The 18,626-nt window shown below is 65.9% G+C and carries 12 protein-coding genes; 6 read left to right on the forward strand and 6 right to left on the reverse strand.

Annotation, left to right across the window (positions count from 1 at the left end; all coding sequences use genetic code 11):
- Positions 1-104 precede the first annotated feature (104 nt).
- Positions 105-818: a LuxR family transcriptional regulator gene (locus tag NYR55_RS10500; protein ID WP_260021246.1), complete on the forward strand. Its 714-nt coding sequence runs from the start codon at positions 105-107 to the stop codon at positions 816-818.
- A gap of 9 nt (positions 819-827) precedes the next feature.
- Here NYR55_RS10500 and NYR55_RS10505 read toward each other — a convergent pair whose 3' ends face one another.
- Together NYR55_RS10505 and NYR55_RS10510 are read right to left on the reverse strand one after the other, a co-directional pair.
- The gene (locus tag NYR55_RS10505) at positions 828-2,117 is read right to left on the reverse strand and encodes an adenylosuccinate synthase (protein WP_260021247.1); all 1,290 of its coding nucleotides are present in this window, start codon (positions 2,115-2,117) and stop codon (positions 828-830) included.
- A 42-nt stretch (positions 2,118-2,159) separates the two neighbouring features.
- A complete protein-coding gene (locus tag NYR55_RS10510; RefSeq protein WP_260021248.1) occupies positions 2,160-5,192 on the reverse strand; it encodes a PAS domain-containing protein in 3,033 nt (1,010 codons plus the stop codon).
- A gap of 105 nt (positions 5,193-5,297) precedes the next feature.
- Here NYR55_RS10510 and NYR55_RS10515 point away from each other — a divergent pair, with 105 nt between their 5' ends.
- Together NYR55_RS10515 and NYR55_RS10520 are read left to right on the forward strand one after the other, a co-directional pair.
- Positions 5,298-6,305, forward strand: coding sequence for a fumarylacetoacetate hydrolase family protein (locus NYR55_RS10515; protein ID WP_260021249.1), 1,008 nt, complete (start codon positions 5,298-5,300; stop codon positions 6,303-6,305).
- A 113-nt stretch (positions 6,306-6,418) separates the two neighbouring features.
- Entirely contained in the window at positions 6,419-8,542 is a 2,124-nt protein-coding gene (locus NYR55_RS10520) for a M3 family metallopeptidase (protein ID WP_260021250.1), read from the forward strand.
- 77 nt (positions 8,543-8,619) lie between these two features.
- Here NYR55_RS10520 and NYR55_RS10525 read toward each other — a convergent pair whose 3' ends face one another.
- On the reverse strand, positions 8,620-10,821 hold the full coding sequence (locus tag NYR55_RS10525; RefSeq protein WP_260021251.1) for a TonB-dependent receptor: 2,202 nt from the start codon (positions 10,819-10,821) through the stop codon (positions 8,620-8,622).
- 318 nt (positions 10,822-11,139) lie between these two features.
- Here NYR55_RS10525 and NYR55_RS10530 point away from each other — a divergent pair, with 318 nt between their 5' ends.
- The 3 genes from NYR55_RS10530 to NYR55_RS10540 are packed head-to-tail and all read left to right on the forward strand — an operon-like array spanning position 11,140 to position 14,793.
- Positions 11,140-12,426 (forward strand): 3-methyl-2-oxobutanoate dehydrogenase (2-methylpropanoyl-transferring) subunit alpha, encoded by a 1,287-nt coding sequence (locus NYR55_RS10530; RefSeq protein WP_260021252.1) that lies wholly within the window; start codon positions 11,140-11,142, stop codon positions 12,424-12,426.
- A gap of 47 nt (positions 12,427-12,473) precedes the next feature.
- Positions 12,474-13,478, forward strand: a complete 1,005-nt coding sequence (locus tag NYR55_RS10535; protein ID WP_260021634.1) for an alpha-ketoacid dehydrogenase subunit beta — start codon at positions 12,474-12,476, stop codon at positions 13,476-13,478.
- Between the two features lie 7 nt (positions 13,479-13,485).
- The gene (locus tag NYR55_RS10540; RefSeq protein WP_260021254.1) at positions 13,486-14,793 is read left to right on the forward strand and encodes a dihydrolipoamide acetyltransferase family protein; all 1,308 of its coding nucleotides are present in this window, start codon (positions 13,486-13,488) and stop codon (positions 14,791-14,793) included.
- Here NYR55_RS10540 and dacB read toward each other — a convergent pair.
- The 3 genes from dacB to NYR55_RS10555 form a co-directional block, all read right to left on the reverse strand.
- Positions 14,790-16,184, reverse strand: a complete 1,395-nt coding sequence (gene dacB / locus NYR55_RS10545; RefSeq protein WP_260021255.1) for a D-alanyl-D-alanine carboxypeptidase/D-alanyl-D-alanine-endopeptidase — start codon at positions 16,182-16,184, stop codon at positions 14,790-14,792. The two genes, NYR55_RS10540 and dacB, sit on opposite strands and share 4 nt — an antisense overlap.
- A 48-nt stretch (positions 16,185-16,232) precedes the next feature.
- Entirely contained in the window at positions 16,233-17,903 is a 1,671-nt protein-coding gene (locus NYR55_RS10550; protein WP_260021256.1) for an MFS transporter, read from the reverse strand.
- Between the two features lie 111 nt (positions 17,904-18,014).
- Entirely contained in the window at positions 18,015-18,623 is a 609-nt protein-coding gene (locus NYR55_RS10555; protein WP_260021257.1) for an LON peptidase substrate-binding domain-containing protein, read from the reverse strand.
- Between the last annotated feature and the right edge of the window lie 3 nt (positions 18,624-18,626).

An 18,626-nucleotide genomic window follows, 5' to 3' on the forward strand; every position in this document is an offset into this window, starting at 1 on the left:
AAAAGCCCGTGATGGTGCATTGCGTTATTCATTCTGCTATTCGCTTATCCGGCGCTGGATTTTTATGGTGTGACGCGGCATCCTGCATAGCGGGGAGGTGGCATTTGGCCAGCTGGATCGACCGGATTACCGGCGCCAACCGCATCACGCGCGTGCTCGACCTGTGCCGGGAGGAGATCCTGGCGCGCGGGGCGGCAATGATCAGCTATCATTTCGCCGCCGCATTCGGATCGCAGACCGGGGACAAGGTGATCCTTTCCCAGTTCGGTTTCCCCGAACCGTGGATTGAGCGCTATCGCGACCCCGATTTCCGGCGCCACGACCCGGTAACGGAGTTCATCATGCAGGCCGGGCGGCCGATGCGATGGGATGCGGCAACCGCGGCCCAGACGCTGAATGCGGATCAGCAGGCGTTCCTTGACGCATTCAGGGCGCTGGGGGTGCCCGCTGGCGTCGGCATCCCGCTGTTCGGGCCGAACGGACGCGATGCCTATTGCGGGATCGGGTTCGACCGGGATCTGGTGCCGGGCGACCGGATGATGATCGGCCGGATGGTGGCCATCGCCCAGATGGGCCATCGCCGCGTCGTCGAGCTGCTGACGGACCGGGGCGAGGAGCCGGTGCGGGTATCGGCGCGGGAAAGCGAGGTGCTGCACTGGATGGCGCGGGGCAAATCCAATGCCGACATCGCGGTCATCCTGGGCCTGTCGCCCGCCACGGTCGATACGTTCGTCCGGCGGCTGTACGACAAGCTGGGCGTCAACGACCGGATCAGCGCGATCGTCCGCGCGCTGAGCGAGGGGCTGGTGCGGGTCTGACGGCGCAGATCAATCCGCAAACGGATCGCGGACCAGGATCGTGTCCTGCCGTTCCGGGCTGGTCGAGACGAGTGCCACGGGGCATTGGATCAGTTCCTCGATCCGGCGGACATATTTGATCGCCTGAGCCGGCAGCTGTGCCCAGCTGCGCGCACCGGCGGTCGATTCGTGCCAGCCGGGCATGGTTTCATAGACCGGCTCCACCGCCGCCTGATCCGCGGCATGGGCGGGGAAATGATCCAGCAGCTCGCCATTCAGGCGATAGCCGGTGCAGATGCGGATTTCGTCGAACCCGTCGAGCACGTCGAGCTTGGTCAGCGCGATGCCGGTCACGCCGCTGACCGCGACGGATTGACGGACCAGCACGGCGTCGAACCAGCCACATCGGCGCTTGCGCCCGGTGACGGTGCCGAATTCGTGCCCGCGCACGCCCAGCCGCTCGCCGGTTTCATCCTCAAGCTCGGTGGGGAAGGGGCCGGAGCCGACGCGCGTCGTATATGCCTTGGCGATGCCCAGGACGAAGCCGACAGCCGAGGGGCCGAGGCCCGATCCGCCCGCCGCCGTACCGGCGATGGTGTTGGAGGAGGTGACGAAGGGATAGGTGCCATGGTCGATGTCGAGCAGCACGCCCTGCGCCCCTTCGAACAGGATGCGCTTGCCCGCCGCCCGCGCCTCGGCCAGCATTTTCCATACCGGACGGGCATAGGGCAGGACGAACCCGGCGATTTCCTTGAGCGCGGCGATCAGTTCGGCCCGGTCAACGGGCGTGACGCCGAATCCGGCGCGCAGTGCGTCGTGATGCGCGCACAGCCGGTCGAGCTGGGGATCCAGGCTGTCCAGATGGGCCAGATCGCACACCCGGATCGCGCGGCGGCCGACCTTGTCCTCATAGGCCGGGCCGATGCCGCGGCGGGTGGTGCCGATCTTGCCCGCTCCGCTCGCATCCTCTCGCATCGCATCCAGATCGCGGTGGAACGGCAGGATCAGCGCGCAATTGTCCGCGATCATCAGCGTGTCGGGCGAAATCGCCACGCCCTGTCCGCGCAGCTTTTCCACCTCTGCCTTCAATGCCCAGGGATCGAGCACCACGCCGTTGCCGATGACACTGGGCGTGCCGCGCACGATGCCGGAGGGGAGCAGCGACAGCTTGTACACGCTGTCGCCGACGACCAGGGTATGGCCGGCATTGTGCCCGCCCTGAAACCGAACGACGACATCGGCGCGTTCCGCCAGCCAGTCGACGATCTTGCCCTTGCCCTCGTCGCCCCATTGAGCGCCGATCACTGCGACATTGGCCACGACTGAGAACCCTTGTTCAGATGAAGGAAAACCGGGTGCGCCCTAGGCGCTGGGCGCGCTGGCGTCCACCCCCCGCGGGGCAGCGGCGTCAAGCGCGGCGCGAAGGGCGCGGGCCAGTTCGACGATACCGAACGGCTTGGCCAGCAGCCGCGTCTCGCCCCAGGGTCCGTCGCCGCCCTGTTCGGCCGCATCCCGGTCATAGCCACTGGTGAAGAGCACGGGCAGGCCAGGCAAATGCTCGACCGCAGCTGCGGCGAGCGCGCGGCCGCCCATTTCGGGCATCACCATGTCAGTGAACAGCAGCGATGGCCGCAAGCCCGATTCGATCAGCGCCAGCGCAGTGCGTCCGTCGGTCGCCTCATGCACCCGATAGCCCAGCGAAACGAGCGCATCGAGCGAAAGCGAGCGCACGCGCTGTTCATCCTCGACCAGCAAAACCGATTCGCCGGGAATGGCCATGGGCATCGCCGCCGGGTCGACTGGGCCGGTGTCGCGGCCGGATGCGACCGTGCCAAGGGGCGCGCGCGGCAGGATCAGGACAACGCGCGTCCCCTGACCCAGCGCGCTTTCAATGCGGACCGATCCCCCCGACTGGCGCGCAAAGCCGAAAATCTGGCTGAGGCCCAGGCCAGTGCCCTTGCCCACCGCCTTGGTCGTGAAAAAGGGTTCGAACGCGCGTTCGATGACTTCAGGCGCCATGCCGCTGCCGGTATCGGCAACCGCCAGTTCGATATAGTCGCCGGGCGTCACTTGCCACAGATCGGCGGCCGCAGCATCGAGCGTCGCGTTGGCGCACGCAAGCGTCACCGTGCCGCCGCCCGGCATGGCGTCGCGCGCATTGACGCACAGGTTGAGCAGCGCGTTTTCCAGCTCGCCCGGATCTGCCAGCGCCGGCCACAGATTGCGGCCGAGCCGCGTCCTGACGCGCACCGTTTCGCCAAGTGTGCGGTTGAGCATGTCGGTCATCCCGGCGATCAGCGCGCCGGGATCGATCAGCTTTGGCGCAAGCGGCGACCGGCGGGCAAAGGCAAGCAGACGCTGGGTCAGCGCGGCGGCGCGTTCGGCACCGTCGCGCGCGGCCTGGACATAGCGGCCGACATCGCGCTCGCCAGTGGCCAGCCGCCGTTCGAGCAGGTCGAGCCCGCCGATCACGACGGCGAGCATATTGTTGAAATCATGCGCGATGCCGCCGGTCAGCTGGCCCACCGCTTCCATCTTCTGCGCCTGGCGCAGCTGTTCCTCGGCCGCCATCAGCTGGCGCGTGCGTTCTTCGATCAGCAGTTCCAGATCCTCGCGCGAGCGGGCTAGCACTTCGCGGGCGTCGACGATTTCCTGAATGTCGGTGCAGGTGCCGAACCAGCGGGTGATCCGCCCCTGGTCATCGCGTACCGGCGCGGCGCGGCCCAGCACCCAGCGATAGGTGCCGCTGCGATGGCGCAGGCGATATTCAATGCGATAGGGCGCGCCGGTATCAAGGCTGTGCCGCCACCGTTCCCATGCCCGCGGCTGATCGTCGGGATGGAACAGGTCCGACCAGCCTGCGCCGTCGGTCGAGCCGGCGGGGACACCGGTGAAATCATACCAGCGGTCGTTGAAATAATCGTGATGGCCGTCGGCGCGGGTCGACCAGACCATCGGGTCGATCGAATTGGCGATGGCGCGGAACTTTGCCTCGCTCTCGCGCAGCGCCTCGACCGCCTCGGCCCGCTCGACCGCGTCCCAGCTGGTTTCCGCCACGGCGAGCATCAGCGCGATCTCGTCCTCGGTCCAGTCGCGGGGCTGGGCGCTGCTGACATAGAAGCTGGCGACCCATTGGCCATTGCGCATCAGCGGGACGGCGATCCCGGCCGGCGACATCCGAGCCGAGCGCGTTTCGGCATGTTCGGGTTCGGTCGCCGCGTTGCGGATCGCCACCACCTGACCCTGGCGGAACCGGTCGAGCACCGGGCCGCTGAGGATATCCGACGGAATCGGTCCGAGCAGGGGCGGAAGCGCGCCGCCGGTCCAGCAGCTGACGAAATCGAGCGACCCCGCACCGCCGGGCCGGATCACGCCGGCACGGTCGGCCCCGATCTGCTGCCCGATCGCCGCGGACGTGATTTCCAGCACGGTGGCGGGATCACGGGCCGAGCGGAGCCGGGCGTCGAGATCGGCAAGGAAGCTGCGCATGCTGATCGCGGCCTCAAGGTTGCTCGCATTTTCACGCGCGATGCGTTCTGCGGCCGCCCGATCGGTAATGTCCTGTGCCTGGATGAAGATGCCGGTGACCTGGCCATCCGCGCTGCGAACCGGCTCGAACACGAAATCGAGGGTGCGCTCTTCCGGCTGCTGATCCGGGCCGCGCTGCAGCGTGACCGGCGTGCGTTCGGCGCGATACGGAATACCGGTCGCATAGACCTGGTCCAGAATGGCGACGAAACCCTGTTCCGCCACTTCGGGCAGGGCTGCGGCAACCGGCATGCCGATGATCGCGCTGCGCCCGACCAGTTCGAAATAGGCCTGGTTGGCGATTTCAAAGACATGATCCGGGCCGGACAGGATGGCGATGGCCCCCGGCGCCTGTTCGAACAGGTCGCGCAGGCGCTCAATCTCTGATGACCGGCGACGGCGCATCAGCACCTGTTCGGTCGTTTCGTTCCCCTGATTAAAGATGCCGACGATATTTCCGCTGTCATCGCGGATCGGCGTCAGGCTGTAGTTCCAGTAGGTTTCGGTAGGCACCCCGCCGCGTTCGAGCATCAGAAGCTGATCGAACGTCGAAAAACCCTCGCCCGTTTCCAGGACGATGCGGAACTGGGGTTCGATCGCGTCCCAGATGTCGTGCCAGACCTGTGCCGCGGGCATTCCGATGCAGTCGGGGTGGCGATCGCCGGGAATGAATGCCCAGGCATCGTTGTAGAGCAGCCGAAGGTCCGGCCCCCAATAGATCGCGGTGGGAAAGGTCGATCCCAGTGCCAGCCCCAGCGTGATTCGCAGCGCATGAGGCCAGTGTTCGATGGGGCCCAGCGACGTCGACGCCCAGTCGATCGCACGGATGCGCCGGGCTATATCCCCGCCATGGTCAAGAAAGCGCATCCCCATCCCCCCTGCGATGGGGGTGGCGCGGGACGGTGTCAACCGCTCGACAGGCGATGTGGAGCAGCTATGTCAGGGGGATAGCAGGATCGAGGAGAGGATCGCATGAAGCTGGCAAGCCTGAAGCAGGGCCGTGACGGACGGCTGGTCGTCGTTTCGGACGATCTGGCATGGTGCGCCGATGCCGGACATATCGCCCCCACGCTACAGGCGGCGCTGGACGAATGGGACCGGGTCGAGGGCGATCTTCGCAACCTGGCCACCGACCTGGCGCATGAGGCGATCCCGATGATGCGGTTTCACGAACGGCAGGCGGCGTCGCCGCTGCCGCGTGCCTATCAATGGGCGGACGGCAGCGCCTATGTGAACCATGTTGCGCTGGTGCGGCAGGCGCGGGGCGCGGAAATGCCGGACAGCTTCTGGCATGATCCGTTGATGTATCAGGGCGGCAGCGACGGTTTTCTGGCGCCGCGCGATCCCATTCCGCTGAAGGACGAAGCCTGGGGCTGCGATCTGGAGGCCGAGGTGGTGGTGGTGACCGGCGACGTGCCGATGGGCGCAAGCCGCGACGAGGCGCTGGCGGCGATCCGGCTGGTCGGGCTGACCAACGATGTGTCGCTGCGCGGCCTGATCCCCGGCGAACTGGCCAAGGGGTTCGGATTTTTCCAGTCCAAGCCGGCCAGCGCGATGTCGCCGGTATTCGTCACTCCCGACGCGCTGGGCGACTGGTGGCGGGACGGCAAGCTGCACCGGCGGCTGATGGTCGACCTGAACGGTCAGCCGTTCGGCCGGGCGCAGGCGGGCGAGGACATGACGTTCGATTTCGGCACGCTGATCGCCCATGCGGCGCGGACGCGCGCGCTGGGTGCGGGCACGATCATCGGATCGGGCACGGTGTCCAATCGCGACGCGGATGGCGGGCCGGGCAAGCCGATTGCGGAGGGCGGCCATGGCTATAGCTGCATTGCCGAGGTTCGGACGGTGGAAACGATCCTGCGCGGTGCGGCCGAAACGCCGTTCCTGAAACCCGGCGACACGGTGCGCATCTGGGCCGAGGATGACCGGCACCACCCGATTTTCGGCGTGATCGAACAGACGGTGGTCGCGGCCTGAACGCAGGCGGGGGCGGGCAGCGCGCGTGCGTTAGCGGAGTAATTCACCCGGTTGCGTTCGGGCGCGGGGCGGTTAGGCTGTCGCCATCCACCGATTTGCCGGGAGTAACCGAGTTGAGCCGCCATGCCCTTTGCCTGTCCCTGTTGCTGGGTGCCGCCATGCCGATGAGCGCGATGGCCCAGACTGCAGCTGCGCCTGCTGCTGCGGTCGATCCGGCGCCGCTGCTGACCGAATGGACCGGGCCGTATAACGGCGTGCCGCCGTGGAACCAGGTAAAGCCCGCCATGTTCCCGGCCGCGTTCGAACAGGCGATGGCCAATGCGCGCAAGGAGTTCGCGGCGATCCGCGACAATCCGGCCGCGCCGACATTCGCCAACACGATCGAGGCACAGGAAAAGTCCGGCGAGCAGATGAGCCGCCTGTTCGCGGTCTGGGGCGTCTATCAGTCGAACCTGGCCAGCCCGGAAGTGCAGGCGATCGCCCGCGAATGGAGCCCGAAGCTGTCGGCGTTCTTCAGCGAGCTGAGCCTGGACCCCAAGATGTTCGCGCGGGTGAAGGCGGTGTACGACAACCGCGCCTCTGCCGGGCTGAACGCGCAGCAGATGCGCCTGCTTGAGCGCAGCTATCGCGATTACGTCACCTCTGGCGCGCTGCTGGACGAGGCGCAGAAGACCAAGGTCAAGGCGATCAATCAGGCGCTGGCCAAGGCGTATACCGATTTCGGCAGCAAGGTGCTGAAGGACGAGGAAACCGCGATCCTGGTCACCAGCGAGGCCGAGCTGGCCGGACTGCCCGACAGTTTCAAGGCGTCGCTGGCCGAAGAGGCCAAGGCGATGGGCAAGACCGGATGGGCGATCAAGAATACCCGGTCGTCGGTTCAGCCCTTGCTGATGTACGGCACCAATCGCGACCTGCGCCGACGGGTCTATACCGCGTTCATCAACCGCGGCGACAATGGCGATGCCAATGACACCAATGCGACCATCGCCGAGATCCTGAAGCTGCGTCAGGAGCGGGCCGTCATCCTGGGGTTCAAGACGCACGCCCATTTCCGCATGGACGACACCATGGCGGAAACGCCGGAAAACGCCATGAAGCTGATGATGGCGGTGTGGCCCGCCGCCGTCGCGCGCGTCAAACAGGAAGTCGCCGACATGCAGGCGGTGGCCGACAAGGAAGGCGCCAAGATCACCATCGAGCCATGGGATTACCGCTTTTACGCCGAGAAGGTGCGCAAGGCGAAGTACGACCTGGATGAGAGCGAGGTGAAGCCGTACCTTGAGCTGAATAACATGGTCGATGCCATGTTTTGGTCGGCCAACCGGCTGTATGGCCTGGAATTCAAGGAGAATACCGGCACCATTCCGGTGTTCGAGCCGAATGTCCGCACGTTCGAGGTGCGGCGCGAGGGCAAGATCGTTGGCATTTTCTACCTCGATAATTTCGCGCGGGCGGGCAAGCGGTCCGGCGCCTGGGCGACCAGCTATCGCGGCGCATCCGGCCTGACCGGCGAGACGATCCGGCTGGGGTCGAACAACAACAATTTCACCAAGGGCGCGGCGGGCGAGCCGACGTTGATCAGCGTGGATGACGCATCCACCCTGTTCCACGAATTCGGCCATGCCATCCACGGGTTCCTGACCAATGTCTATTATCCCGGCCTGTCGGGGACGCCGCGCGATTTCGTGGAATATCCCAGCCAGGTGAACGAGAACTGGCTGCTGACCCGCGAGGTGCTCGACCGGTTCGCCAAGCATTACAAGACCGGTGAGCCGATGCCGCAGGCGCTGGTCGACAAGATCGAGGCGTCGAGCACGTTCAATCAGGGATTCGACACGGTCGAATATCTGTCCAGCGCTATCGTCGACATAAAGCTGCATGACCGCACGACGCCGGTGACCGACCCGGATGCGTTCGAGCGTGACACGCTGAACGCGCTGGGGATGCCGAAGGAGATCGTGATGCGGCACCGCCTGCCGCAGTTCAATCACCTGTTTTCGTCCGACGCCTATTCGGCGGGATATTACAGCTATCTGTGGTCGGAAACGATGGACGCCGACACCTGGGCGCTGTTCGAGGAAAAGGGCGTGTGGGACAAGGCGACGGCCGACAAGTTCCGGGAGACGTTGCTGTCCACCGGTAACGAGACGGACCGCAAGGCCGCATATCGCGCGTTCCGTGGCCGCGACCCGGATGTGAAGGCGCTGTTCAAGCGCCGCGGCTTTCCCACCGAATAAGCGGGCGCGAATGAAAAAGGGGGCCGGAAGCGGGTTGCTTCCGGCCCCTCTTTTTTATCGGGCGTTGCCCCCCGCGATTACATCCGGCCGCGCAGCGACAGGCCGATGATGCGGGGTTCGTTGACGAAGGCGGTGTTGTTGTTGAAATCGATGCCGCCCTTCACATTCTTGGCATCGAGGATGTTGCGGGCAAAGGCGGCGACTTCGAAGCTGCCGTCCTGCTTGGCGTACCCGACGCGCAGGCCGCCCTCCCACTGGTCGTTCGCGAAGAATTCGCGCGACTGATAGAGGAAGAAGTTCGTGTAGCCCTGATACGCCCAGTCAGTGAATGCGAACAGTTCGCCGCCATTGCCGACCGGGATCGAATAGCGGGCGGTGATGTCCGCAATCCATTCCGGCGCGTTGGGGAAGGGGTTGCCATCGACCAGCGCGCGGGTGCTGCCGCCGATGCTGACGGTCGGATCAGTGACGGTGCACTGGGCGCAGATGCCGACGGCGAGCGTGTCGTCCTGAATCTTCGTATCATTATAGCTGACGCCGCCGGTCAGCACGAAGTTGGGCGTGACGCGCACTTCGCTGTCGAATTCAAAGCCCCATGCCTTGCCCTGATCGGCATTGACCAGCTGAATGAGGTTGCCCGCGCCGCCCACGGCGGTGAACTGCGGATCATTGACGGTGTAGGTGAACACTGCACCGTTCAGGCGGACGCGACGGTCGAACAGTTCGGACTTGAAGCCGCCTTCGAACGACAGGATCGTTTCCGACCGCGCGACCGAGGGGGCGGCGAAGAAAGCGACGTCGCGGCCCTGGATCGTCGGTGCGCGGAAGCCGTCGGCCACCCGGGCATAGACGCTGAACGACGGGGTCAGGTCGTACATGGCGCTGACGTCCCAGCTGACCCGTTCGTCGCCGACTTCGCGGTCATTGGCGGGCGAGCCGCCGACGACGCTGAACTGCTTGTCATCCTCGGTATAGCGGGCGCCCGCCGTCACCTTGAACGCGTCGGTCAGCTGATAGGTCGCCTGGCCGAAGGCGGCCCAGCTCTGGTTCTTGTGCCGCACCAGCGTGGGGGGCGGGAAGCTGAAGCCCTCGGTCAGGACAGTGAAGTCGCTGTCGAAGAAGAAGGCGCCGACCTGCCAGGCGAGCGGGCCATCGGTGTCACTGGCCAGGCGCACTTCCTGCGTCCACTGGTCAAGGTCGATCGAATCCTGCGTGTCCGACGGGAAGGGGATGAAGCCCGGCCCGGTGACCAGGTTGCCGCCGTCCACATCGGCGCGGCTGCGGCCGTTGACGGTTTCATAGGCGGTGATCGAGGTCAGCGTCGCGCCGCCGAATTCATAATCCATGCGCAGCGAGCTGCCCCAGCCCTTGTACCGCTGCTTGTTGCCGCCGCCGGCATCCAGCGCCACTTCGTCGCGCTTGAAATTGCCATTGAGGTCGTTGTTGCCGGGGCCAAGGATGTTGGCGCGGAAGATTGCCGCCGCGCCCGCGCCGTTGAAGTCGCGGAAATGGACATTGGCCAGCGCGCGGAACCGGTCGCCCGGCGTGAACAGCAACTGGGCGCGGCCCGCCACTTCGTCATAGGCGCCATATGCGTCGTCCTGACCGGTGAACGTGTTGTCGATCCAGTTGCCGCGATGCTGATACAGGCCCGACACGCGGATCGAGAGCACGTCCTGAACCAGCGGCACGCCGACGCCGAAATCGCCGCTGAGCGTGCCGTAGCTGCCATAGGACAGCGAGCCTTGCGCGCTGAGTTCATTGCCCGGCTTGACCGTGTCGAACTTGATGATGCCGGCCGGCGTGTTGCGGCCGAACAGCGTGCCCTGCGGCCCGCGCAGCACCTCGACCCGTTCCACGTCGAACACCGGCGAGGATTTCAGGGCGACGTTTTCGAGGACAACCTCGTCCATGATGACCGACACCGGCTGCGATGCGGCCAGATCGAAATCGGTGTTGCCAAGGCCGCGGATGTAGAAGCGCGGCGCGACGCGGCCGTTCGAGCTTTCGGCGAACAGGCCGGGTACGCGCGTGGCCAGCGCGGTGATGTCGTTGCCCGAATCGAAAATCGTCTGAAGCCGGTCCTGATCCAGCGTCGCGACCGATACCGGCACGTCCTGGATATTCTCGCTGCGGCGCTGGGCGGTGACGACGATGTCGGTCAGTTGCCCGTCATCGGTAGTAGCGTCCTGTGCCAGCGCAGGCGAGGCTGCGGCAATGGCGGCGAGTACCGATGCGGTGCGGACGAACATCGCCCGAGAAAGCGTGAAGCGTGCCATTGAATCCCCCGGGTGCAATCTGATCCGGCCGCGCCCTGTCTGGTCGGGCGCGGCCGGATGGCGGCATGGTAGCATCCACTCCTGCGGCATGGCGATTATTGCTTCGCCTGGCGCCGCCGTTGCCAAAAAACAGTCATGTTGGCGAGGGGGGATGACAGGATTGCGACAGGGACGGAAACGATCCTGCGCTGCCTGTGGCTTTCGCGCATCATCCGTTCTTTTGCGCGGACGGGCATTGCTGACGCTCGCCAAGCGGCTTGAAATAAAATAACAAGCAAGCCAGCGAGTCCCGGCAGGCAGCCGGCAATGGGAGAGACAATGACTGACGAGCGCCCCGGCGCCAATCGGCCCGCCCTGCACCTGCACGTGCCGGAACCCAAGTTCCGGCCGGGCGACGCGGTCGATTTTGCCGATGTCGATGTGCCCCCGGCGGGCAGTGCGCCGCGGCCGGACAGTGCCGCCCCCGCCGATACGTTCCACGACCTGGCCTTTACCCTGATCCGGGTGCTGGACGAACAGGGTCAGGCGGTCGGCCCGTGGAACCCGCGGCTGTCGCCGGACGCGCTGCGCCGGATGCTGCGCCTGATGGCGCTGACCCGCGCGTTCGACGAGCGGATGTTCCGCGCCCAGCGGCAGGGCAAGACCAGTTTCTACATGAAGTGCACGGGCGAGGAGGCGGTGTCGATCGCCGCCGCCATGGCGCTGGCCGCCGACGACATGTGCTTTCCCAGCTATCGTCAGCAGGGCATCCTGATCACGCGCGGCTACAGCCTGGTCGAGATGATGAACCAGATCTATTCGAACCGGGGCGACAAGCTGCAGGGCAAGCAGCTGCCGATCATGTATTCGAGCCGCGAGCACAGTTTCTTTTCGATCAGCGGCAACCTGACCACCCAATATCCGCAAGCGGTCGGCTGGGCGATGGCCAGCGCGGCCAAGGGCGACAGCCGGATCGCGGCCACCTGGTGCGGCGAGGGATCGACGGCGGAGGGCGATTTCCATTCCGCCTGCACCTTTGCCAGCGTCTATCGCGCGCCCGTCATCCTGAACATCGTCAACAATCAGTGGGCGATTTCCAGCTTTTCGGGCTTTGCCGGGGCAGAGGCGACAACCTTTGCCGCGCGGGCCGTGGGCTATGGCATTGCGGGCCTTCGCGTCGATGGCAATGATGCGCTGGCCGTCTATGCCGCCACGCAATGGGCGGCAGAGCGGGCGCGGACCAATCAGGGCCCGACGCTGATCGAGCATTTCACCTATCGCGCCGAGGGACACTCCACGTCGGACGACCCCAGCCAGTATCGCAGCGCGCAGGAAGCCAGCGAATGGCCGCTGGGCGATCCCATCGCGCGGCTGAAGGCGCATCTGATCGCCATTGGCGAATGGGATGACGAACGCCACGCCGCCATGGACCTGGAACTGGCCGAGGAAGTGAAGCGGGCGCAAAAGGAAGCGGAGGCCAACGGCATCCTGGGCCATGGCCTGCACCAGCCGCTCGACACGCTGTTCGACGGGGTGTTCGAGGAAATGCCCTGGCACCTGAAGGAGCAACGGGCACAGATGCTGGCCGAGGAAGAGGAAAGCGGGCGGCCATGGGCACGGAAATGAGCGAACCGATGGAGCGCATCGCCCCGACCGAGGGCGACAGCGCGCGCATGAACATGATCCAGGCGATCAATTCCGCCATGGACGTGATGATGGCGCGCGATCCCAACGTGATCGTGATGGGCGAGGATGTCGGCTATTTCGGCGGCGTGTTTCGCGCAACCGCCGGGCTGCAGGCCAAGTTCGGCAAGACGCGGGTGTTCGACACGCCGATCACCGAATGCGGCATCATCGGCGTCGCCATCGGCATGGGCGCCTATGGCCTGCGCCCGGTGCCGGAAATCCAGTTCGCCGATTACATCTATCCCGCGCTGGACCAGCTGGTCAGCGAGGCGGCGCGGCTGCGCTATCGTTCGGCCGGCGAATATGTCGCGCCGATCACGGTCCGCTCCCCCTTTGGCGGCGGGATTTTCGGCGGGCAGACGCACAGCCAGTCGCCCGAGGCGATCTTTACCCATATTTCGGGCGTAAAGACGGTCATCCCGTCCAACCCCTATGATGCCAAGGGGCTGTTGATCGCGGCGATCGAGGACAATGACCCGGTCGTGTTTTTCGAACCCAAGCGCATCTATAACGGCCCGTTCAACGGCCATTGGGATCGCCCGGCCAAGAACTGGTCGCAGCACCCGCTGGGCGAGGTGCCGACGGGATATTACAAGATCCCGCTGGGCAAGGCGGCGATCACGCGTGCGGGCGAGGCGGTGACCATCCTGTGTTACGGCACCATGGTCCATGTCGTTGCCGAGACGGTGGCGGAGATGGGCGTGGATGCGGAAATCGTCGATCTGCGCACCCTGTTGCCGCTGGATATCGAGACGATCGAGGCGTCGGTGCAAAAGACCGGCCGCTGCATGATCGTGCACGAGGCGACGCGGACGCAGGGGTTCGGTGCGGAGCTTTCCGCGCTGGTCACCGAACGCTGCTTCTATCACCTGGAAGCGCCGGTGATGCGCGTTACCGGTTTTGACACGCCCTATCCGCACAGCCTGGAATGGGCGTATTTCCCCGGCCCTGTCCGTATCGGCATGGCGCTCAAGAAATTGCTGAAGGACTGATCCCGCAATGGCTCGTTTCGAATTCCGCCTGCCCGATATCGGCGAAGGCATTGCCGAGGCCGAAATCGTCACCTGGCACGTCAAGGTCGGCGACACCGTGGCCGAGGACCAGAGCCTGGCCGACATGATGACCGACAAGGCGACGGTCGAGATGGAAAGCCCGGTGGCGGGCACCGTCATCGCGCTGGCCGGCGAGGTTGGCGACATGGTGCCGATCGGATCGACGCTGGTCGTCATCGAGACGGCCGACGCGCAGGCAAGCGACGAAGCCCAGCGCGTGGCGATGGCCGAGGAGGTCGAGGAACAGCTGGGCGCCGAGACGCCGGGGGTCGAGGCGGCGGAAACGCCGGTGCCGGTCGAGGTGGCGGTTCCGGCTGCGCCTGCTGCTCCGGCTGCACCCGCTGCCCCTGTCGCCGCTCCGGCCCCGGCAGTGGCTCCGGTCGCACAGACGCATCAGGTGCTCGCATCGCCCGCGGTGCGGCAGCGGGCGCGCGAACTGGGCGTCGACCTGTCCCAGGTGAAGCCGGCCGAGGGCGAGCGGATTCGCCATGCCGATCTGGACGCGTTCCTGCGCTATGGCGCGGCGCAGGGCTATCACGCGCCACATGCCAGCCGCGCGCGTGAGGACGAGGCGGTGAAGGTAATCGGGATGCGCCGCCGCATTGCCGAGAACATGGCCGCATCGAAGCGGGCGATCCCCCACTTCACCTATGTCGACGAAATCGACGTGACCGCGCTGGAGGCGATGCGTGCGGACCTGAACGCCAATCGCGGCGCGCGGCCCAAGCTGACCATGTTGCCGTTCCTGATCGTGGCGATTTGCCGGACGATCCCGCAATTCCCGATGATCAATGCGCGCTATGACGACGAAGCCGGCGTTGTGACACGTCATGGCCGCGTGCATCTGGGCATGGCGGCACAGACCGATGCGGGCCTGATGGTGCCGGTGATCCGCGATGCGCAGGATATGAATGTGTGGCAGCTGGCGAGCGAGATTGCGCGGCTGGCCGATGCGGCGCGGACGGGCAAGGCGAAGTCGGAGGAGCTGAGCGGTTCCACCCTGACCGTCACCTCGCTGGGTCCGCTGGGCGGCATCGTGACCACGCCGGTGATCAACCGGCCGGAGGTCGCGATCATCGGCCCGAACAAGATCGTCGAGCGGCCCGTCTTTGTCGGCGATGACATCGTGCGGGCCAAGCTGATGAACCTGTCGATCAGTTGCGACCACCGGGTGGTGGACGGTCATGATGCGGCCAGTTTCGTCGCGGCGCTGAAGAAGCTGATCGAGACGCCGGTCCTGCTGTTCGCGGACTAAAGCGCCCCGGCCAGATCGACCAGCGCGGCATCCAGGATGGCGGTGCCGGACACATCGTCCGGCACGTCATTGGCGAAGGCGGAAAAGATCAGGCGGCGGCCGCTGCGGGTCAGCATCACGCCGGACAGGGCGCTGGTGGCATTGAGGCTGCCCGTCTTGGCAAAGATGCGGCGGTCCAGCGCCGTCCCGGCAAAGCGGCCCTTCAGCGTGCCGTCGGTGCCGCCGACGGGCAGGCCGGCAAACCATGCCTGCCCCCAGGGCTGGGCATCGATCCAGCGCAGCAGGGTGGCGTTGCCGCGCGGGGTCATGCGGTTATAGGTCGACATGCCCGACCCATCGGCAAAGTGAGCCGCATGGGGCGGCACGCCCGCAGCGGCCAGCGTCGATTTCACCACCGCCAGTCCGTCGGCAACCGATCCCGTCCCGCCGATCCGCCCGATCCGGCGCAGCAGCAGATCGGCATGATGATTCTGGCTATCCTTCAGGATCACGCCGATATCCTGCGCCAGCGGCGACAGATCGAGCGCGGCGAGCGGCGGCGTGTCCGCTGCTGCTGCCGCTTCGACGCTGCGATAGCGTGAGCGCACGTCCCCCGTCACCCGGACGCCGCGTTCGGCCAGCAGCCGCCGGAACGTCCATGCCGCGTATTCCGCAGGATCGTCGATCCCCAGTCGAAGCAGGCGGGGCGGGGCATCGGCGGCGATGGTGCCGGTCAGGGTCAGCGTGCGGCCGTGCACGGGCCGGTCGTAACCGATATCGGCGGCTCCTTCCGCAGCGGTGACGATACGGTTGTCGATGGCATACCAGCCATTGTGATCGACCAGTGCCAGGCCACCGGGCGGGCCGGGACGGATGGTGAGGACAGTTTCATTGTCGTCCAGCGTCAGCGCGGCGATTGCGGTGCCGGACCGGCTGGGGATGTTGTTCCAGCTCATCCCCGATGGCCAGCGTTCATCCGGAAACCAGCGGGCATCGCCGATGATGTCGCGCACCCGCCGCGTCCGGGCGGCGACGGCATCGGCCAGCGCGGACAGGCAGTCGCTGATGCAATCGGGCGCGACGGACAGGAACGGATCGCCGCGCCCCTCGATCACCACATCCTCGCCCTCCATCCGCACGCGGGTGCCGCCGCCGGGCTGGGGCCGGGTCAGGTCGCCCAGCGTGGCATAGGCGGTGGCGGTGATTGCGATTTTGGTATTGCTGGCCGGGATGAAGCGTTCATCCGGGCGGATCGCCACGATCTCTCGCCCCGCCTCGTCCAGTACTACCAGGCCGAAGCGCGGCCCCGGCCCCGCCTCTGCCAGCCGCGCGGCCACGCGATTGGCAACCGGCGTCTGCGCCGCCACGGGGGCGGCAAGGGCCAGCAGCAGGAGCAGTGCGGCGCGGATCATGCGGTGCAGCATAGACACGGGACCGCCGAAGGAAAGCGCCCTTCGTGCTTAGTCGTCGATGCTGCGCCTGTTCGTCTCTGGCAGGAAGACAAGGCCGATCACGACCGTCGCGCTGGCAATGATCACCGGATACCACAGGCCGGCAACCACGCTGCCCGTCGCCGCCACCACTGCAAAGGCGATGGTGGGCAGGAAGCCGCCGAACCAGCCATTGCCGATATGATAGGGCAGCGACATGGACGTGTAGCGGATGCGCGTCGGGAACAATTCGACCAGCATCGCGGCGATTGGGCCATAGACCATGGTCACCAGCAGGACCAGCGCGGTCAGGATGGCGATGACCAGCGGCGTGTTCATCGCCGCCGGATCGGCCGAGGCGGGATAGCCCGCCGCATCCAGCGCGCTCTTCACCTGGGTCTGGAACGCCTTGATCCCGGCGGCACGTGCCTCTGCCGTGGTAAGGCGGGCGGGGTCGGGCGCGACGATGACGGTATCGCCCACCGCGATGCTGGCGATGGTGCCGGGGTCGGCGGCGACATTGGCGTAATTCAGCCCCGCCTTGGCGATATAGGCCTTGGCAATGTCGCAGCTGGTGCTGTCGAACTTGTTGCCGCCGACTGGATCGAACTGCGTCGAACATTCCGCTGCGTTCGCGGTGATGGTGACCGGTGCGCTGGCCTGAGCCGCGGCCAGCGCCGGGTTGGCCGCGCCGATCAGCGCGCCGAACAGCGGGAAATAGCTGATCGCCGCCAGGGCACAGCCCGCAAGGATGATCGGCTTTCGCCCGATCCGGTCGCTGAGCCAGCCGAAGAAGATGAAGAAGGGCGTGCCGATCGCCAGCGCCACCGCGATCAGGATGTTGGCGGTCGCGCCATCGACGCGCAGCACCTTTTCCAGAAAGAACAGCGCATAGAACTGACCGGTGTACCAGACCACCGCCTGACCCGCGACTGCACCGAACAGCGCGACCAGCACCCATTTCAGGTTGCCCCAGCGGGCGAACGCTTCGGTCAGCGGCGCCTTTGACGTGGTGCCTTCTTCCTTCATCTTCTGGAAAACCGGGCTTTCCGACAATTGCAGCCGGATCCAGATCGACACGGCGAGCAGCGCCATCGAGATGATGAAGGGCAGGCGCCAGCCCCAGTCGCGGAACGCATCCTCCCCCATCAGCGTGCGCAGGCCGATGACGACGAGCAGCGCGGCGAACAGGCCCATCGTCGCGGTCGTCTGAATCCAGCTGGTGTAGAGGCCGCGTTTGTTGTTGGGCGCGTGTTCCGCCACATAGGTCGCGGCACCGCCATATTCGCCGCCCAGCGCCAGCCCCTGAACCAGCCGCAGGCTGACGAGGATGATCGGGGCGGCCACGCCGATGCTGGCATAGCTGGGCAACAGGCCGACGGCGAAGGTGGACAGGCCCATCAGGCCCATCGTCACCAGAAACGTGTTCTTGCGCCCGACAATGTCGCCGATCCGGCCAAAGACGAGCGCGCCGAACGGCCGCACCGCAAAGCCGGCGGCAAACGCGGCCAGGGCCAGGATGAAACCGGTGGTTTCGTTGACGCCCGAAAAGAATTGCGCCGAAATGATCGTGGCGAGCAGACCGTAGAGGTAGAAATCATACCATTCGAACACGGTGCCCAGCGAAGAAGCGGCGATAACCAGCTTTTCACTGCGGGTGGCGCGGTGGTGGCGCGGCGCTCCCGCTGGTTCTTCCTGCACGATCAACCTCTCCCCAATTCGTTGTTGGCGGCACCATGTCGAAAGCAATGCGACCGCGCAACGGGGGTGGTAGCGCTATCCTATGATTAATTCTGTCCGCTCAGCGCATCGTCACTGAAGCGTTGCAATGTCATCGCCGTCGCGGCGGCCATAAAATTGCATCAGCTGGATGATCAGTTCGGTCCGGTCGGCCAGCGTATTCGCCTCCAGCATCGCCTGTTTGGAGGCAAGGTCAAAGGGCGCGATCTGGGCAATGCCGTTGACCAGCGACACGTCGTCCAGCTTGCCGACCGCATCCCAATCCACGGCATAGCCCTGAGCATCGGCGAATCGGCGCGATTCCAGCTCAAGCGCGGCGCGCGCGCCAAGGCCGAGCACCTCGTCCGACGGTTCGTCGATCAATTCCGCCTCGACCTGGCGGAACAGGGTGGTGACATCCAGTTCGCGCAGCACGCGAAAGCGGGACACGCCCTGAAGCACGATGTCGTAGCGGCCATCCTCCATCGCCTCGACATCGATGATCTGGCCGACACAGCCGATATCGAACAGGGCGGGGCGGTCGCCCGCCTCGCGCGGCTGGATCATGCCGATCCGGCGGTCGCGGGCCAGCGCGTCGGACACCATCGCCCGGTAGCGCGGTTCAAAGATGTGCAGCGGCAGGTGCAGCCCGGGAAAGAGCAGCGCGCCGCCCAGCGGAAAGATGGAAATGCGCTGGCTCACCGC

It is taken from the genome of Sphingomonas sp. BGYR3 (assembly GCF_025153455.1).
Lineage (GTDB): Bacteria > Pseudomonadota > Alphaproteobacteria > Sphingomonadales > Sphingomonadaceae > Sphingomonas.

What these genes read in the sequence shown, in the direction of transcription:
- NYR55_RS10530 (WP_260021252.1), top strand. Translation starts at nt 11,140, where the DNA reads ATGACTGACGAGCGCCCCGGCGCCAATCGGCCCGCCCTGCACCTGCAC.
- NYR55_RS10515 (WP_260021249.1), top strand. Translation starts at nt 5,298, where the DNA reads ATGAAGCTGGCAAGCCTGAAGCAGGGCCGTGACGGACGGCTGGTCGTC.
- NYR55_RS10525 (WP_260021251.1), bottom strand. Translation starts at nt 10,821, where the DNA reads ATGGCACGCTTCACGCTTTCTCGGGCGATGTTCGTCCGCACCGCATCG.
- NYR55_RS10535 (WP_260021634.1), top strand. Translation starts at nt 12,474, where the DNA reads ATGAACATGATCCAGGCGATCAATTCCGCCATGGACGTGATGATGGCG.
- dacB (WP_260021255.1), bottom strand. Translation starts at nt 16,184, where the DNA reads ATGATCCGCGCCGCACTGCTCCTGCTGCTGGCCCTTGCCGCCCCCGTG.
- NYR55_RS10510 (WP_260021248.1), bottom strand. Translation starts at nt 5,192, where the DNA reads ATGCGCTTTCTTGACCATGGCGGGGATATAGCCCGGCGCATCCGTGCG.
- NYR55_RS10540 (WP_260021254.1), top strand. Translation starts at nt 13,486, where the DNA reads ATGGCTCGTTTCGAATTCCGCCTGCCCGATATCGGCGAAGGCATTGCC.